Genomic DNA, 14,495 nt, shown 5'->3' on the forward strand with positions numbered 1-14,495 from the left:
AAATGCACCCATAGCTCAGCTGGATAGAGTACTCGGCTACGAACCGAGCGGTCGGAAGTTCGAATCTTCCTGGGTGCACCATACTTTCCTGAACGTATGTTGATTTGCAATCAAATGAGCGTGACGGGCAAAGGCGAAAGCCGATGTAGTACGGAAAAATGGTCAGGTAAATCTGCAGTAAGAATCAAAATGCACCCATAGCTCAGCTGGATAGAGTACTCGGCTACGAACCGAGCGGTCGGAAGTTCGAATCTTCCTGGGTGCACCATTCTTTCTCTTAGTATTTTCCGAAAAAACTCAGCACGACCCCCAATGCACCCATAGCTCAGCTGGATAGAGTACTCGGCTACGAACCGAGCGGTCGGAAGTTCGAATCTTCCTGGGTGCACCATATTCCAGACATGTTGCAGCGATGGCTTTCATATAGAGTCCTCCGGCATGAAGGCAGCACGAAGGAAGATAACGTTGCTTTAGCAACGGCCCGCAGGGCGAGGCTCCGCCGAGTAATCTTCCTGGGTGCACCATATTAGAGAAACCCGCTTCGGCGGGTTTTTTGCTTTCCGGATTTCACCTCTGTTTTCATCTCTTCCTTTTCATTTCCCTGACCTTTCCTACGTGTTCGGATGTGCTGTAGGTGTGCACAAAATGCGACTTTCGAAAGACTTTGCGATAAAGTAGTTTTCCTGTTTTTTCGTGATCATGGAGCTTTCGATGTACGATCGATACGAAGGGCTAATATTTGATATGGATGGCACCATATTGGATACCGAACCGACGCACCGTAAGGCATGGCATCAGGTATTGACCAAATACAGCATGCAGTATGATGTCGAATCCATGGTTGCTCTGAACGGTTCTCCGACCTGGCGCATCGCGAAGTTTGTGATCGACAGTAATAACGTTGAGATGGATCCCCATCTTCTGGCGGCTGAGAAAACGGCTGCGGTTCAGGAAATGTTGCTTGATACCGTCCGTCCTTTGCCACTGATTGATATCGTGAAGGCCTATCATGGTCGCCGGCCAATGGCGGTAGGGACGGGCAGTGAGCACTGGATGGCGGATGCTCTGTTGCGACATTTAGGCCTGCGTGATTGCTTCGATGCGATTGTGGGCGCCAATGACGTGCAGAACCACAAACCTGCGCCTGACACTTTTTTGCGTTGCGCTGAGTTAATCGGCGTACCTCCCGAAAAATGCGTTGTGTTTGAAGATGCAGATTTCGGTATTGAGGCGGCGAAACGCGCCAATATGGCTTTTGTGGACGTGCGCACGCTGTGAGCAGCGCCGTGGCGCTGGCTTCCTTATTCGGCAGCAGCTTTTTAAGTGCCACACTTTTGCCTGGAAATTCAGAAGTTTTATTAGTGGCTTTATTGTCAGCTGGCAGCGCAATGCCAGCGGCACTGGTTTTGTCTGCAACTGTTGGCAATACCTTAGGTGGCATAACCAACGTCATCATCGGACGCTTTCTGCCACAGCTTAAACCTCAGCGTGGGCTCCACGTTGCACAGGGTTGGTTAAAGCGCTTTGGACCGGCAGCTTTATTGCTGAGCTGGTTACCGGTGATAGGTGATGTGTTATGCGTGTTAGCAGGTTGGCTGCGAATGCCATGGGGGTCTGTGGTTTTTTTCATGCTTATTGGAAAAGCGGTGCGTTACATCCTTTTGACGGTTGTGACGCTGCAGGGGCTCTCATGGTTCGGTTAGATTGGCATCAGCTATCAATTATGGTCACATCTATGCAGACTCAGTATGCTTGCAAATTAATGGTTTCACCGAGCGGGAGGTCAATTTGATCCCGGATGTATCTCAGGCGCTTTCCTGGCTGGAAGCCCACCCTCAGGCATTAAAAGGTATTCGTCGCGGTATTGAGCGTGAAACGTTGCGGGTCAATCCCGATGGTTCATTAGCGACAACCGGCCACCCGGAATCGTTAGGTGCGGCACTGACGCATCGCTGGATTACCACCGACTTTGCTGAAGCCTTATTAGAATTTATTACGCCCGTCGATGACAACATCGAACATCTGATGGCGTTCCTGCGTGACATTCATCGTCACGTAGCCCGTGAGCTCGGCGACGAGCGCATGTGGCCATTCAGCATGCCGTGCTTTATCGAGTCCGGACAGGATATCGAGCTGGCGCAGTACGGTTCGTCTAACGCCGGGCGCTTTAAAACGCTTTATCGTGAAGGCCTGAAAAACCGTTATGGCGCGCTGATGCAGGTAATTTCCGGCATCCATTACAACTTCTCGCTGCCGCTGAGTTTCTGGCAGGAAAAGCTGGGCGTGTCTGATGCTGAAAGCGGTAAAGAAGCAATTTCTGCGGGTTATTTCAAACTCATCCGCAACTATTACCGTTTTGGCTGGGTGATCCCTTATCTGTTCGGTGCCTCGCCTGCGATCTGTTCTTCATTCCTGAAAGGGCGTGAAACAGATTTGCCGTTTGAATATACCGAAGCGGGATTGTGCTATCTGCCGTATGCGACATCGTTGCGTCTCAGTGATTTGGGTTACACCAATAAATCACAAAGCAATCTGGGCATTACCTTCAATGACCTGACCACCTACGTTCAGGGTGTGAAGAAAGCGATTCGTACCCCGTCTGCTGAATATGCGGAAATGGGTGTGCAGAAGGACGGGAAATATCTGCAACTGAACACCAATGTGTTACAGATTGAGAACGAACTTTATGCGCCAATTCGTCCTAAGCGTGTCACCAAATCCGGTGAAACACCTTCTGATGCCCTGATGCGTAGCGGGATCGAATACATTGAGGTGCGTTCGCTGGATGTCAATCCGTTCTCTCCGGTGGGTATTGATGCCACTCAGGCGCGTTTCCTGGATCTGTTTTTGGTATGGTGTGCGTTAGCCGATGCCCCGGAAATGAACAGCGATGAGCTGCTCTGTACGCGTAAGAACTGGAACCGGGTGATCCTTGAAGGGCGCAAACCGGGTCAGACGATCGGTATGGGGTGTCACGATGAACGCCAGCCGTTAGCTAAAGTAGGTAATGAGTTATTTGCTGATTTGAACCGTGTGGCTCAGGTCATGGATAACCAGAACGGCGATACCCTTTATCAGGACGTCTGCAAAGAGCTGGTTGCGGCGTTTGATGATCCTGAGCTGACTTACTCGGCACGTATCCTGAAAGAGCTGAAACAGCAGGGCGTCGGTAATCTCGGGCTGGAACTGGCGGAGAAGTATCGTCAGATGCTGGTCAGTGAGCCGCTGGAAGTATTAGATGCCAGCGCATTAATGGCTGAGCAGGACGGTTCATGGCAGCGTCAGCGCGAACTGGAAGCGGCGGATAAGCTAAGCTTTGAAGAATACCTGGCTGCGAATGCAGGCAGTAGCGTTGAGTAGAAAGTAGCGTTGAGTAGAAAAGAAAAAGGCCACAATCAATGTGGCCAAATAAACATCTCTGTTTACAGGGATGATGATAACAAATGCGCGTCTTTCACTAATTAAGACCCGCATGCTGGGAAAAGGTTTCCTGAGTTCGTAAAAAAAATTAATTTATTTAGGAGAGGTGACGATATGCCACTGTTGGATAGCTTTACCGTAGACCATACCCGTATGGCAGCACCTGCTGTTCGCGTCGCAAAAACCATGCATACCCCGCACGGCGATACCATTACTGTGTTCGATCTGCGCTTCTGCCGCCCGAACCTTGAAGTAATGCCAGAGCGTGGTATTCATACTCTTGAGCACCTGTTTGCAGGGTTCATGCGTAACCACCTGAACGGTAGCGGTGTTGAGATCATCGATATTTCTCCGATGGGGTGCCGCACAGGTTTCTACATGAGCCTGATTGGTGTGCCAGAAGAGCAACGTGTGGCGGATGCCTGGAAAGCGGCGATGGCGGATGTTCTGAAGGTAAAAGAACAGCGTCAGATCCCTGAGCTGAATGAATATCAGTGCGGTACTTTCGAGATGCATTCCCTGAAAGAAGCACAGGAAATCGCGCAGCACATTCTCGACCATGACGTTGTGGTAAACCATAACGACGAACTGGCTCTGCCGAAAGAAAAACTGTCCGAGCTGCACATCTAGTTTTGATGTGTTCCAAAGACAAAAAAGACGCGATGTTCGCGTCTTTTTTTATGCCTAGATTCAGCGGATTAGTGCTGATTTACGGTGTTTTTGAGCGGCTGTAACGGACGAACCTGCACCTGCTTGATCATATTGTCCTGCACATCAAGAACCTCAACCTCATAGTCTTCAATGCGCAAACTGGTACCGATATTAGGAATTTCTTCCAGCACTTCCAGCAGCATGCCGTTAATGGTGCGCGCACCGTCTTCCGGCAGATGCCAGTTAAAGGCTTTGTTCAGCTCACGGACGTTCGCACTGCCTTCAATCAATACAGAACCATCGCTTTGCGGCGTGACTTCTTCGGCAAGTGTTGGTGACATAGACGTGGTGAAGTCACCGACGATCTCTTCGAGGATATCTTCGACGGTGACCAGCCCCTGAATATCACCGTATTCATCCACCACGATGCCCACTTTCTTTTTGTTTCGCTGGAATTTCACTAACTGAATGTTCAGCGGCGTGCCTTCCGGGATGTAATAAATTTCGTCGGCGGCACGCAGCAGGTTTTCTTTGGTGAACTCTTTTTTCTCGGTCATCAGACGATAGGCTTCACGCAGGCGCAGCATACCAATCGCATCGTCGAGCGAATCACGATAAAGCACGATGCGGCCATGCGGCGAGTGCGTCAGCTGGCGGATGATCGACTTCCAGTCGTCGTTGATATCAATACCGACGATTTCATTGCGCGGCACCATGATGTCGTCCACCGTCACTTTTTCCAGATCCAGCACGGAAAGCAGCATGTCCTGATTGCGACGGGAGATGTTCGAGCGTGATTCGTTAACGATGGTTCGCAGCTCTTCTTTACTCACCGCATCGCTGAGGCTGGTGGTGGTTTTGATGCCGCACATTCTCATCAGCAAACGCGAGAGGCTGTTGAGGATCCACACCAGTGGCATCATGATTTTTTGCAGCGGACGCAACAAAATGCTGCTCGGGAACGCTATGCGTTCAGGATTCAGCGCGGCAAATGTTTTTGGCAGCACTTCAGCAAACAGCAGGACGACAAACGTCAGCACACCGGTGGCAATCGCCACACCGGCATCACCGTAAAGACGAATGCCCACAATTGTTGCCAGAGCGGAAGCAAGGATGTTGACCAGGTTGTTGCCGATGAGCACGAGGCTTATCAGCTGATCCGGGCGCTTTAACAGCTTTTCGACGCGGCGTGCCCCGCGGTTACCCTGTTTGGCCAGGTGACGTAACCGGTAACGGTTGAGTGTCATCATACCGGTTTCGGAGGCTGAAAAATAAGCCGAAACCACCACCATGATGATCAATGTGATGATCAGGGTTGTTGTCGAGACGTGCTCCAACGGGTATTCCTTTTAATTAATGAACCATGATTTGCTGGATCAGGCGGCTGCCGAAATAGGCAAGAGTAAGCAGGATGGCGCCTGCCATGCTGAACCATACCACGCGGCGGCCACGCCAGCCTTCGTGATAATGGCCCCATAACAGGACGATATAAACGAACCATGCCAGTATCGATAAGACGGCCTTGTCGATATTTTCCGGGCTGAACAGGTTGTTCAGGTACAGCAATCCGGTGCACAGCGTCAGCGTCAGTAAGATCACGCCAATCTGGGTGATGTGAAACAGCTTACGCTCGATGCTCATCAGCGGCGGCATGTCGGCTGTAAACGTCAGGCGTTTGTTCTTCAGCTGGTAATCCAGCCACGCCAGTTGCAACGCGTAAAGTGCCGCGATCATCAACGTAGCATAAGAGAACAGCGCCAGGCCGATGTGTACCAGTAAGCCTTTGCTTTCTTCCAGATGCGTGATGAATTCGCCCGGAAGAAAGGTGACGAATGCCAGATTGATCAGCGAGAAGCTGTAAACAATCGGTAACACAAACCATCCGCGGTTGCGTGATGCCACGATGGTCATCACCGTGCCGATGATTAAGCTGACCACAGAGCCGATGTTCACCAGGCTGAGATTCTGGCCGGTGCTGACATCGAAAATACGCTGCTGCAATGCCACCGCGTGGCAGACAAGCGCTACCACAACAGAAATCAGTGCTAAACGCCGGTATGCGCTGTTCTTCCGGATGATGCTCGGAATGATCAGTGCAAGGCTGAGCAGATAGGCCAACATGGCGACGAGAGCAAAAACTGACATAGCGTTTCAGTAGCATCGAAAAGTGAATGAGAACCGCAGTATAACGTTACCGGCGTCACGCTCCAACCTATCTGAGATGCCAAAGCAGAGATCGTCCGCGCTTCGTGTTATAATCCCGCAATTACGTCGCAAAAGCGGCCTGTCATAACGTTGAGCAAGAGACGATGTTTGAGAATTTAAGCGATCGATTGTCGCGCACACTGCGCAATATCAGCGGCCGCGGGCGGCTGACCGAAGAAAATATTAAAGAAACATTACGTGAAGTGCGTATGGCATTACTGGAAGCGGACGTTGCGCTGCCGGTGGTTCGCGACTTCATCAACCGGGTGAAAGAGAGCGCCGTTGGCGTTGAGGTCAATAAGAGCCTCACACCGGGTCAGGAATTCGTCAAAATTGTCCAGAAAGAACTGGAAACCGCGATGGGCGAGGCGAACACCGAGCTCAACTTAGCGGCGCAGCCACCGGCTGTGGTTCTGATGGCGGGTTTACAAGGTGCCGGTAAAACCACCAGCGTCGGTAAACTGGCGAAATTCCTGAAAGAGAAGAAAAAGAAAAAAGTACTGGTGGTGTCTGCCGACGTTTATCGCCCTGCGGCGATCAAACAGCTGGAAACCCTGGCACAACAAGTTGAAGTGGATTTCTTTGCGTCTGATGCGCAGGAAAAGCCGGTTGATATCGTCACCCGCGCCCTGCAACAGGCCAAACTGAAATTCTACGACGTTCTGATTGTCGATACCGCCGGCCGTTTACACGTCGACGAAGCGATGATGGACGAAATCAAACAGGTTCACGCCGCGATTAATCCGGTTGAAACGCTGTTTGTTGTCGATGCCATGACCGGTCAGGATGCCGCGAATACCGCGAAAGCGTTTAATGAAGCGCTGCCGCTCACCGGTGTTATCCTGACCAAAGTCGACGGTGATGCGCGTGGCGGTGCTGCACTGTCGATTCGTCACATCACCGGCAAACCGATCAAATTCCTGGGTATGGGTGAAAAAACCGATGCTCTGGAGCCGTTCCATCCGGATCGTATCGCTTCGCGTATTCTGGGTATGGGCGACGTTCTCTCTCTTATCGAAGACATTGAGAGCAAAGTTGACCGTGCCCAGGCTGAAAAGCTGGCCAGCAAACTCAAGAAAGGCGACGGCTTTGACCTGACCGATTTCCTCGAGCAGCTCAAGCAAATGCGGAATATGGGCGGCATGGCGAGTATGATGAGCAAACTGCCGGGTGTCGGTCAGTTGCCGGATAACGTCAAATCCCAGATGGATGACAAAGTGCTGGTGCGTATGGAAGCGATCATCAACTCGATGACGCACAAAGAGCGCGCTAAGCCAGAAATTATTAAAGGTTCCCGTAAACGCCGCATCGCGGTGGGTTCCGGCATGCAGGTGCAGGACGTCAACCGCTTACTGAAGCAGTTCGACGATATGCAGCGCATGATGAAGAAAATGAAGAATGGCGGCATGGCGAAAATGATGCGTGGCATGAAGGGTATGATGCCACCAGGTTTCCCAGGCCGTTAATCGACATCACTGTCTATATATCAGCCACATAGGCGGCTCATGCAAATTGCGGGCTAGGCTATCTACGCTTTAGATTGCTTTTTGCGCCAAAATGAGTAAAATTTTCGGGCTTTTTATATTGCAACCAGACCCCGTTCCCCGATGGGGTCTGGTTGTTTTATTAACTAAAGAGGATGTTATGGTAACAATTCGTTTAGCACGTGGCGGCGCAAAAAAGCGTCCGTTTTATCAAGTAGTAGTGACCGACAGCCGCAACGCTCGTGACGGTCGTTTCATCGAACGCGTAGGTTTCTTCAACCCATTGGCTTCTGGCCAGGCTGAAGCTCTGCGTCTGGACCTGGATCGTGTTGCCCATTGGGTAGATCTGGGTGCAACCGTTTCTGATCGCGTTTCTGCGCTGATCAAAGACGCTAAGAAAGCAGCTTAATCTGTCGCGGTGGTGGCAATGAGCAAGCAATCCAATCCAGTGGTACCCGCTGAGCCGTTAGTACTCGGCAAAATGGGTTCAACATACGGCATTCGTGGTTGGCTCAGAGTGTTTTCATCCACCGAAGACGCTGAAAGCATCTTCGATTACCAGCCGTGGTTTATCCAGCGTGCCGGTAAGTGGCAAGTTGTCGAGCTGGAAGGCTGGAAACGCCACACTCAGGACCTGATCATCAAAGTCAAAGGCGTTGATGACCGGGATGCAGCGAATCTTCTGACCAATTGCGAAATTGTCGTCGATTCAAAGCAACTGCCTCCACTGGAAGACGGTGACTACTACTGGAAAGACCTTTTTGGTTGCCAGGTAGTGACAACTTCCGGTTACGAACTGGGCAAAATCATCGATATGATGGAAACCGGTTCTAACGATGTGATGGTAGTTAAAGCCAACCTGAAAGATGCCTTCGGACTCAAGGAGCGGTTGATTCCGTTCCTCGATGGGCAGGTTATCAAGAAAGTCGATCTCGCTACTCGCACTGTTGAAGTAGATTGGGATCCTGGTTTTTGACCTCCGTAGTGTTTATACACGTAAACAAGGTCTGGTTGAGCGGTCAAACATTTGGAAGGGGTAGGCTATGTGGATCGGTATAATTAGCCTGTTTCCTGAAATGTTCCGCGCAATTACGGATTACGGGGTAACTGGCCGGGCAGTTAAGAATGGCCTGTTGAGCGTAAATTGCTGGAGTCCTCGTGACTTCGCATACGATCGACATCGTACCGTGGATGAGCGCCCTTACGGCGGTGGTCCCGGAATGCTGATGATGGTGCAACCCTTGCGGGAAGCGATTCATGCAGCAAAAGCAGCGGCAGGCGAAGGTGTGAAAGTGATTTATCTTTCACCTCAGGGTCGCAAACTGGATCAAACCGGTGTTTGCGAACTGGCGGCTCATCAGAAAATCATTCTGGTTTGTGGCCGTTATGAAGGGATTGATGAGCGCATAATCAAAACCGAAATTGATGAAGAATGGTCAATTGGCGATTATGTTCTCAGCGGTGGAGAGTTACCCGCAATGACTCTGATTGATTCAGTATCCCGCTTTATACCGGGCGTTCTGGGTCATCAGGCTTCAGCAGAAGAAGATTCTTTCGCTGACGGATTGTTGGATTGCCCCCACTATACCCGCCCTGAAGTGCTGGAAGGCATGGAGGTACCGCCGGTTTTACTGTCGGGAAACCACGCTGATATACGTCGCTGGCGCCTGAAACAGTCGCTGGGTCGAACCTGGCTTAGAAGACCTGAACTTCTGGAAAACCTAGCTCTGACTGACGAGCAAGAGGTGTTGCTGAGAGAGTTCCAAAAGGAACATCGGCTCAGTCAACAAAACTATGAAGGGAACGCCAAAGCGTAACGCGAGGCCGTCCCGATATATCAGTTTACCTAGGGTAAGAGACATATTATGAGCAATATCATTAAGCAAATCGAACAAGAGCAGATGAAGCAAGACGTACCTGCTTTCCGTCCAGGTGATTCCCTGGAAATTAAGGTATGGGTCGTTGAAGGTTCTAAAAAGCGTCTGCAGGCATTCGAGGGCGTGGTTATCGCTATTCGTAACCGCGGTCTGCACTCTGCATTCACTGTTCGCAAAATTTCTAACGGCGAAGGTGTTGAGCGTGTATTCCAGACTCACTCCCCAGTAATCGACAGCATTACTGTTAAACGTCGTGGTGCCGTTCGTAAAGCTAAACTGTACTACCTGCGTGAGCGTACTGGTAAGTCTGCACGTATCAAAGAACGTCTGGGCTAAGGTATCGCTAACGCGACATCTACTAGTTAATATAGAACAAGGGGTTAGCCATCGGCTAACCCCTTTTTTTGCATCAGTGCCTGCAAATTAACTATGCAGCGGATGGCTGGGCACCGGGTTTTGAGATAACCCGGGCGACCGATTCGTGCGTGGCAAAGGTGCAGCTGCATTCGATATTCTGACACTGATGATAGCGTTCTTTCGTTGATTCACTCAGATAACGGCTTGAACGTGTATGGGCTACTTTTCCACAAAGCGGGCAATGCATCATAAAAACCTCCGGCATGACAGGTAAGCAATGGAGTCATTATGAAACCTGAATCTTGCAAAAGCAAGTTATGATTGTGGTATTGAAGATAGGTAAGTGATATCTGCAATATACGGTTTCAGGTTTAATGTGGTCGTGAACCCTTTCTCATTCATCTCGTGTACAGCAGAATCAATCACCCAGTTCTGGCTGTCGATCACGTCTTTAAATCCCTGCACATTTACCGGCGTTTGTGCGCTGAGATCGGCACGTCCCAATGCCAGCCGGATGCTGAAAGATGCAGAATCATTCTGAATCTGATAAAACGCGGCATCTGCTGCGCGCCTTGCAGTCTCTTCATCAGGAAAGATTTTAGACAGTTGCAGAATATTATCGCCTGAGCCTGCGGTATAACTCTTTTCTCCTGAGTTTTTCAACGCCACATTGCTGGTGGTCGCCTTTTGGAGATCGTGCCACTGTGCCTTTACGCCTGTGTAAGCCTTCTTGTCCATCATCTGATAGTTGTGATTATCGCCATCACTGCGGACAATTGTTTTCCAGGGAATAGTCTGCCCGGAAGCAGTCCTGCCGGTGCCAGCTTTAAAAAACAAGATTGCGCCGTTTTTGACAGTCACCTGCGCACCATAGCTTTGTGCCAGACGGGTGATGAAGTAGCTGTCAGTCTCAGCTGTCTGGTCGATATGTGGGATCTTAATGCTATCGAGTTCCTGAGGGATAACCGGCAGATCCAATTTATTCCGGCTCGATATGATGCGCACAATAGCGCCCAGCGTGTAATCGTCATAAGACTGGCTGAGTTTAGTGGTAAACGAACCGCGGAAATCTGCGCTGCGGGCAGTGACCACGATTCTGTCTGGTGAACCTGAATAAACCACGGTATCTACCGTGAAATAGCCGCAGTCATAGAGCGCCTGTTTCGACCATCCCAGATGCAGATGCAAAACGGCACCGCGAACAGGCATCTGTAATTGTCCGTCGCTGTCGTCGAAGGTTAAATTCAAGGTGTCCGCGGTAAAACCGCTGTTATCCGTGACGGATAGACTGATGATCCGATCCGAGATGTTTTCTTCCAGCACCTTATTTTTTATCGCCAGGGTGAACACCGGCGCGATGCGTGCCCCCACGGGTAACTGAAGATCAGTAAGCATGTTCAGACTCCGCTTGCGAAATTGCTGATGGTTGAGCTGGCTTTGTTATACAAACCTTCGGCCTGAGTCAGCAAATCACCGAACATGGCGGCCTGCGACTCATCGACGCGGGTCAGGTTGAGCGTAAAATTAATACTTCGCGCCTGGCCGCTGGAATTAAACTCAGCATTGTCATTGGCAATATTTTTGATGACATACATGCCATAAATCGTGCCGCTGCCTTCAATCAACGGCCATGCACGGCCGGAGTCGGCCATGCTCTGGAGTACCTGTAAATAGCGAGTGCCGCCGGTCATTTCGGGCAATAATTGCCCGGTAATTTTTATCGTCTCCTCACCCAACCCGAGAAATTGCGAAACGGGACGCTGTCCGAAACGCGCGTTCGTGCCCCAGCCATAATTCACCTGACGGGACGTATTCTGATAAGGCAGCGTGCTCAATTTAAATACAAATAAACCCAGCGACATCATCATGAGTAAATCCCTCCGTTGTTGTACTGGCTGAGAAGATTGTTGGTATCGTTCCATTTCTGCTGGTTTATTGAATCTTCAATCCAGGTTCTGATCTGGTTATGATCTGTCTCCGGTGTGGCCGTGAAGCTTAAGTTCACGGTCGTCGCCCGGTTATCCGTCAGGCTGTTCGCTACGGAAGTTTTAGCGGGCTGATACAGGCTCAGCGTGCCGCCCGTCGGAGAAATGCTATCCACCGGCGCTGCCGGAATACCCTGACTTTCGGCATCGTCATTGCCAAAAATCGCATCCCAACCTTTTTTCGCCCAGCTGAAGACTTCACCTATTTGAGAAACCGCTTTATTAAGCGTGACGAAAATCTCTGCGATTGCTTCCCCGACCACTTTGCCAATATTGGTGAAGCCGCTCAGGGTATCCTGACTGAATTTTATCGGTTCAAACAAATCGGTAATCCATCCCAGCGCGGTTCTGAAAGGTGTAAACGCAGCAGTTATTGGTCCCATTACCGAGCTAAATCCTTCAATCACTCCGCCAACAAACGCACTGATCGGCTCCCAAAGTTTCACTACGGCGATACCGATACCGGCGATCAATGCGATCACGGGCAGCAGCGGAAGTCCGATGGCGGCAAAGGCGGTGGCAATAACGCCGCCGGTGCCGGTAAAAATGGTTCCAAGCAGTCCGGCGCCTGCCATCAGCATATTGATACCGCTCAGTACCGGCGCGATGGTCATGCCGAGCGCACCCATTCCGCCGACAATGCCCGTGATGCCTAATGCCAGACCGAGCAGGGAATTCACCAGCACCGGATTATCAGTGATCCAGGTATTGATCGTGCCCAGCCAACTGGTGGCCGTTTGCGTCAGTTCTCGCAGGGCAGCACTTTGCCCGTCGAATAGGTTGATACGGATAGTGTCCCAGGTGGCAAAAAGCTTAGTGATATCACCGTCAAGGTTGTCGCCTTTCACAGTCATCGCCATCTGTGCCGCAGGCGTTGCGCCATTCAGTGCTGCCGGTGTTTGTTCCAGAACCTGATCGGCATTCATTCCGTTTTTAGCGAGTGTCTGCTGTTTAGCGACCACCTCCGCCGGTGAATGACCGGCTGCCGCCATCGACAGACTTTGCTGCCGTAAAGCGGCAACATGCGGATCGCCATTTTTCAGACCGAGAACCGACTGCACTTCTGCCAGTCCGGCTTCCAGAGCTGCACCTGGTTTAAGAAAGTTTTGTGCCAGCGCCAGTTTCGGTTGTGCAAAGGAAAGGGCAGACGAGCTGATATTTTTTAACTGGTCAATTTTCAGTTCGCGATTTTTATATTGCTGCCCGATTTCCAGCCCTCGTTGTTCCATTTGCATCGGGCGTTGCTGGCGCAGCTTTTCTGCCGACTGGCTGGCCACCGCTTTTTTCAGACTGGAAAATGCCTGCGTTTCGGTTTCGCTGTCCGGGGCGAAAAGCGACTTTTCAAACTGAAGGGAAGCGTCAGTGATATCTTCTGAGACGACGCTGAATAACGTCTTCCCGGGCAGTGTCAGCAGGTTGTTTCTGACCTTGTCGGTTTTGGCCCTGAAGGCGGCCAGATCCTGATTTATTTTTTCCAGCGTATGAGGTAACTGTTCGAGATTACTCATCTGTTTTTACTCCGCTGCGTTGCAGTGCCTTATGTCGCCAGTTCAGCAGATCGGTGAGTGACATGCCGTCCATCTCAGACGGCGGCCAGTGAAACATCACCGCGATATCTGCCATCAGGTCATCCACGGTGAGGCGGGGCGAAATACTTACGCCACCGGTTTCGGCGATAAAAAACCAATCACCTTGCCTGCGAGCGCAATCAGATCCGGCAGCTCCAGGCGCGAACATTCTTCTTTGGTCAGGTTCGGAGAGGTGATGCGCGGTAAAATGGTGATCAGCGCGTCCACATCCGCGTTCGCCAGTGCCGCAAGACCGATACCGCGTAAGCTGCCCGCAGTGGGTCTGGTGACCTGAACTTCGGTGATTTCCATTTCGCCGCGTTTGAGCGGAACGTCAAGAATCACGGTGTTGTCATTAATGTCAGTCGGGTTCATGTGTTTTCCTGCTTGAGTGGGAAATGAAGCCGGCAATGACTGCCGGCTTTGCGAGGGAATTACAGGCCGAGTGCGGTACGGTGTTCCGCCAGACGGTCAACGCCGTTGACGACTTCGACCATATTGACGGTGTCGATCTCAATCAGCTCTTTGCCATCGATGGTCAGTTTGAAATACGTACACTGGGTGGTGACTTTGGTTTCAGTGTCTTCACCCTGTTTGTACTCACCGAAATCAAACTCTTTGTGACGGCCGCGCATCATCACTTCGACTGCGGAAACATCACCGGTATCGTCACGCTGCAGTGAACCGGCAAAACGCAGTGGAATATCAGAGGTACTGCCCCATTGCTGCAGAACCAGTTCATCCAGACCGCCGATGGACCATTCCAGCGTCAGCGCATCGTCGTCCAGACCGAAGTCCACCGCGACCGAACCGCTCATGCCGCCGCCACGATAATTTTGCAATTTGCGGGTGAGTTTCGGCAGCGTCAGTGAAGAGACCAGACCGAGGTAGCTGTTCCCGTCATTAAACAGGTTCAGGTATTTCAATTTCTTAGGAAGTGCCATGAGT

General features: G+C 51.0%; 18 protein-coding genes and 3 tRNA genes. 12 read left to right on the plus strand and 9 right to left on the minus strand.

Going from position 1 to position 14,495, the window contains the following annotated elements; genetic code table 11:
* Positions 1 to 4 precede the first annotated feature (4 nt).
* The 7 genes from EC840_RS14695 to luxS all read left to right on the plus strand — a co-directional run bounded on the left by EC840_RS14695 (position 5) and on the right by luxS (position 4,050).
* Positions 5 to 81: transfer RNA gene (locus EC840_RS14695), tRNA-Arg, on the plus strand.
* 110 nt (positions 82 to 191) lie between these two features.
* A tRNA-Arg gene (locus EC840_RS14700) sits at positions 192 to 268 on the plus strand.
* A gap of 46 nt (positions 269 to 314) precedes the next feature.
* Positions 315 to 391 (plus strand) — tRNA-Arg (locus EC840_RS14705).
* 320 nt (positions 392 to 711) lie between these two features.
* On the plus strand, positions 712 to 1,278 hold the full coding sequence (gene yqaB / locus EC840_RS14710; protein WP_132965875.1) for a fructose-1-phosphate/6-phosphogluconate phosphatase: 567 nt from the start codon (positions 712 to 714) through the stop codon (positions 1,276 to 1,278).
* Positions 1,275 to 1,703: a YqaA family protein gene (locus tag EC840_RS14715; protein WP_112286852.1), complete on the plus strand. Its 429-nt coding sequence runs from the start codon at positions 1,275 to 1,277 to the stop codon at positions 1,701 to 1,703. Before yqaB ends, EC840_RS14715 begins: the two co-directional genes overlap by 4 nt.
* 85 nt (positions 1,704 to 1,788) lie before the next feature.
* Positions 1,789 to 3,360 (plus strand): glutamate--cysteine ligase, encoded by a 1,572-nt coding sequence (gshA, locus tag EC840_RS14720; protein WP_129639216.1) that lies wholly within the window; start codon positions 1,789 to 1,791, stop codon positions 3,358 to 3,360.
* Between the two features lie 174 nt (positions 3,361 to 3,534).
* On the plus strand, positions 3,535 to 4,050 hold the full coding sequence (gene luxS / locus EC840_RS14725; protein ID WP_112286851.1) for an S-ribosylhomocysteine lyase: 516 nt from the start codon (positions 3,535 to 3,537) through the stop codon (positions 4,048 to 4,050).
* A 68-nt stretch (positions 4,051 to 4,118) separates the two neighbouring features.
* On the opposite strand, the gene EC840_RS14730 is transcribed toward luxS, so the two are convergent.
* Both EC840_RS14730 and EC840_RS14735 read right to left on the minus strand, forming a co-directional pair.
* Positions 4,119 to 5,408, minus strand: a complete 1,290-nt coding sequence (locus EC840_RS14730; RefSeq protein WP_112286850.1) for an HlyC/CorC family transporter — start codon at positions 5,406 to 5,408, stop codon at positions 4,119 to 4,121.
* A 16-nt stretch (positions 5,409 to 5,424) separates the two neighbouring features.
* Entirely contained in the window at positions 5,425 to 6,216 is a 792-nt protein-coding gene (locus EC840_RS14735) for an inner membrane protein YpjD (RefSeq protein ID WP_013574033.1), read from the minus strand.
* A 164-nt stretch (positions 6,217 to 6,380) separates the two neighbouring features.
* Between EC840_RS14735 and ffh the strand changes: the two genes are divergently transcribed.
* The 5 genes from ffh (at position 6,381) to rplS (ending at position 9,973) form a co-directional block, all read left to right on the plus strand.
* Entirely contained in the window at positions 6,381 to 7,742 is a 1,362-nt protein-coding gene (gene ffh / locus EC840_RS14740; protein WP_112286849.1) for a signal recognition particle protein, read from the plus strand.
* Positions 7,743 to 7,920: 178 nt separating this feature from the next.
* Positions 7,921 to 8,169 (plus strand): 30S ribosomal protein S16, encoded by a 249-nt coding sequence (rpsP, locus tag EC840_RS14745; RefSeq protein WP_056772785.1) that lies wholly within the window; start codon positions 7,921 to 7,923, stop codon positions 8,167 to 8,169.
* Between the two features lie 18 nt (positions 8,170 to 8,187).
* Entirely contained in the window at positions 8,188 to 8,736 is a 549-nt protein-coding gene (gene rimM, locus EC840_RS14750) for a ribosome maturation factor RimM (RefSeq protein ID WP_013574036.1), read from the plus strand.
* A gap of 67 nt (positions 8,737 to 8,803) precedes the next feature.
* Positions 8,804 to 9,577 carry a tRNA (guanosine(37)-N1)-methyltransferase TrmD gene (gene trmD, locus EC840_RS14755; RefSeq protein WP_132965877.1) on the plus strand — a complete coding sequence of 258 codons (774 nt, stop codon included), beginning with the start codon at positions 8,804 to 8,806 and terminating at the stop codon, positions 9,575 to 9,577.
* A 48-nt stretch (positions 9,578 to 9,625) separates the two neighbouring features.
* Positions 9,626 to 9,973 (plus strand): 50S ribosomal protein L19, encoded by a 348-nt coding sequence (gene rplS, locus EC840_RS14760; RefSeq protein WP_095923499.1) that lies wholly within the window; start codon positions 9,626 to 9,628, stop codon positions 9,971 to 9,973.
* A 91-nt stretch (positions 9,974 to 10,064) separates the two neighbouring features.
* Here the strand turns inward: rplS and EC840_RS14765 are convergent, their stop codons facing one another.
* The 7 genes from EC840_RS14765 to EC840_RS14795 all read right to left on the minus strand — a co-directional run bounded on the left by EC840_RS14765 (position 10,065) and on the right by EC840_RS14795 (position 14,491).
* Positions 10,065 to 10,244, minus strand: coding sequence for an ogr/Delta-like zinc finger family protein (locus EC840_RS14765; protein WP_112286848.1), 180 nt, complete (start codon positions 10,242 to 10,244; stop codon positions 10,065 to 10,067).
* Between the two features lie 65 nt (positions 10,245 to 10,309).
* Positions 10,310 to 11,389, minus strand: a complete 1,080-nt coding sequence (locus tag EC840_RS14770; RefSeq protein ID WP_132965879.1) for a contractile injection system protein, VgrG/Pvc8 family — start codon at positions 11,387 to 11,389, stop codon at positions 10,310 to 10,312.
* A gap of 2 nt (positions 11,390 to 11,391) precedes the next feature.
* The gene (locus EC840_RS14775) at positions 11,392 to 11,862 is read right to left on the minus strand and encodes a phage tail protein (protein WP_132965881.1); all 471 of its coding nucleotides are present in this window, start codon (positions 11,860 to 11,862) and stop codon (positions 11,392 to 11,394) included.
* Positions 11,859 to 13,487 (minus strand): phage tail tape measure protein, encoded by a 1,629-nt coding sequence (locus tag EC840_RS14780; protein WP_132965883.1) that lies wholly within the window; start codon positions 13,485 to 13,487, stop codon positions 11,859 to 11,861. The genes EC840_RS14775 and EC840_RS14780 overlap by 4 nt, the downstream gene beginning before the upstream one ends.
* Complete coding sequence (locus EC840_RS14785; RefSeq protein WP_132965885.1) at positions 13,480 to 13,614, minus strand: GpE family phage tail protein; 135 nt, start codon at positions 13,612 to 13,614, stop codon at positions 13,480 to 13,482. Before EC840_RS14785 ends, EC840_RS14780 begins: the two co-directional genes overlap by 8 nt.
* Before the next feature lie 20 nt (positions 13,615 to 13,634).
* The gene (locus tag EC840_RS14790) at positions 13,635 to 13,922 is read right to left on the minus strand and encodes a phage tail assembly protein (protein WP_112286843.1); all 288 of its coding nucleotides are present in this window, start codon (positions 13,920 to 13,922) and stop codon (positions 13,635 to 13,637) included.
* 59 nt (positions 13,923 to 13,981) lie between these two features.
* The gene (locus tag EC840_RS14795; RefSeq protein ID WP_013574045.1) at positions 13,982 to 14,491 is read right to left on the minus strand and encodes a phage major tail tube protein; all 510 of its coding nucleotides are present in this window, start codon (positions 14,489 to 14,491) and stop codon (positions 13,982 to 13,984) included.
* Between the last annotated feature and the right edge of the window lie 4 nt (positions 14,492 to 14,495).

The organism is Rahnella sp. JUb53, assembly GCF_004346065.1.
Lineage (GTDB): Bacteria > Pseudomonadota > Gammaproteobacteria > Enterobacterales > Enterobacteriaceae > Rahnella > Rahnella variigena.

What these genes read in the sequence shown, in the direction of transcription:
- yqaB (WP_132965875.1), top strand. Translation starts at nt 712, where the DNA reads ATGTACGATCGATACGAAGGGCTAATATTTGATATGGATGGCACCATA.
- luxS (WP_112286851.1), top strand. Translation starts at nt 3,535, where the DNA reads ATGCCACTGTTGGATAGCTTTACCGTAGACCATACCCGTATGGCAGCA.
- EC840_RS14735 (WP_013574033.1), bottom strand. Translation starts at nt 6,216, where the DNA reads ATGTCAGTTTTTGCTCTCGTCGCCATGTTGGCCTATCTGCTCAGCCTT.
- ffh (WP_112286849.1), top strand. Translation starts at nt 6,381, where the DNA reads ATGTTTGAGAATTTAAGCGATCGATTGTCGCGCACACTGCGCAATATC.
- rpsP (WP_056772785.1), top strand. Translation starts at nt 7,921, where the DNA reads ATGGTAACAATTCGTTTAGCACGTGGCGGCGCAAAAAAGCGTCCGTTT.
- rimM (WP_013574036.1), top strand. Translation starts at nt 8,188, where the DNA reads ATGAGCAAGCAATCCAATCCAGTGGTACCCGCTGAGCCGTTAGTACTC.
- trmD (WP_132965877.1), top strand. Translation starts at nt 8,804, where the DNA reads ATGTGGATCGGTATAATTAGCCTGTTTCCTGAAATGTTCCGCGCAATT.
- rplS (WP_095923499.1), top strand. Translation starts at nt 9,626, where the DNA reads ATGAGCAATATCATTAAGCAAATCGAACAAGAGCAGATGAAGCAAGAC.
- EC840_RS14765 (WP_112286848.1), bottom strand. Translation starts at nt 10,244, where the DNA reads ATGATGCATTGCCCGCTTTGTGGAAAAGTAGCCCATACACGTTCAAGC.
- EC840_RS14770 (WP_132965879.1), bottom strand. Translation starts at nt 11,389, where the DNA reads ATGCTTACTGATCTTCAGTTACCCGTGGGGGCACGCATCGCGCCGGTG.
- EC840_RS14775 (WP_132965881.1), bottom strand. Translation starts at nt 11,862, where the DNA reads ATGATGATGTCGCTGGGTTTATTTGTATTTAAATTGAGCACGCTGCCT.
- EC840_RS14780 (WP_132965883.1), bottom strand. Translation starts at nt 13,487, where the DNA reads ATGAGTAATCTCGAACAGTTACCTCATACGCTGGAAAAAATAAATCAG.
- EC840_RS14790 (WP_112286843.1), bottom strand. Translation starts at nt 13,922, where the DNA reads ATGAACCCGACTGACATTAATGACAACACCGTGATTCTTGACGTTCCG.
- EC840_RS14795 (WP_013574045.1), bottom strand. Translation starts at nt 14,491, where the DNA reads ATGGCACTTCCTAAGAAATTGAAATACCTGAACCTGTTTAATGACGGG.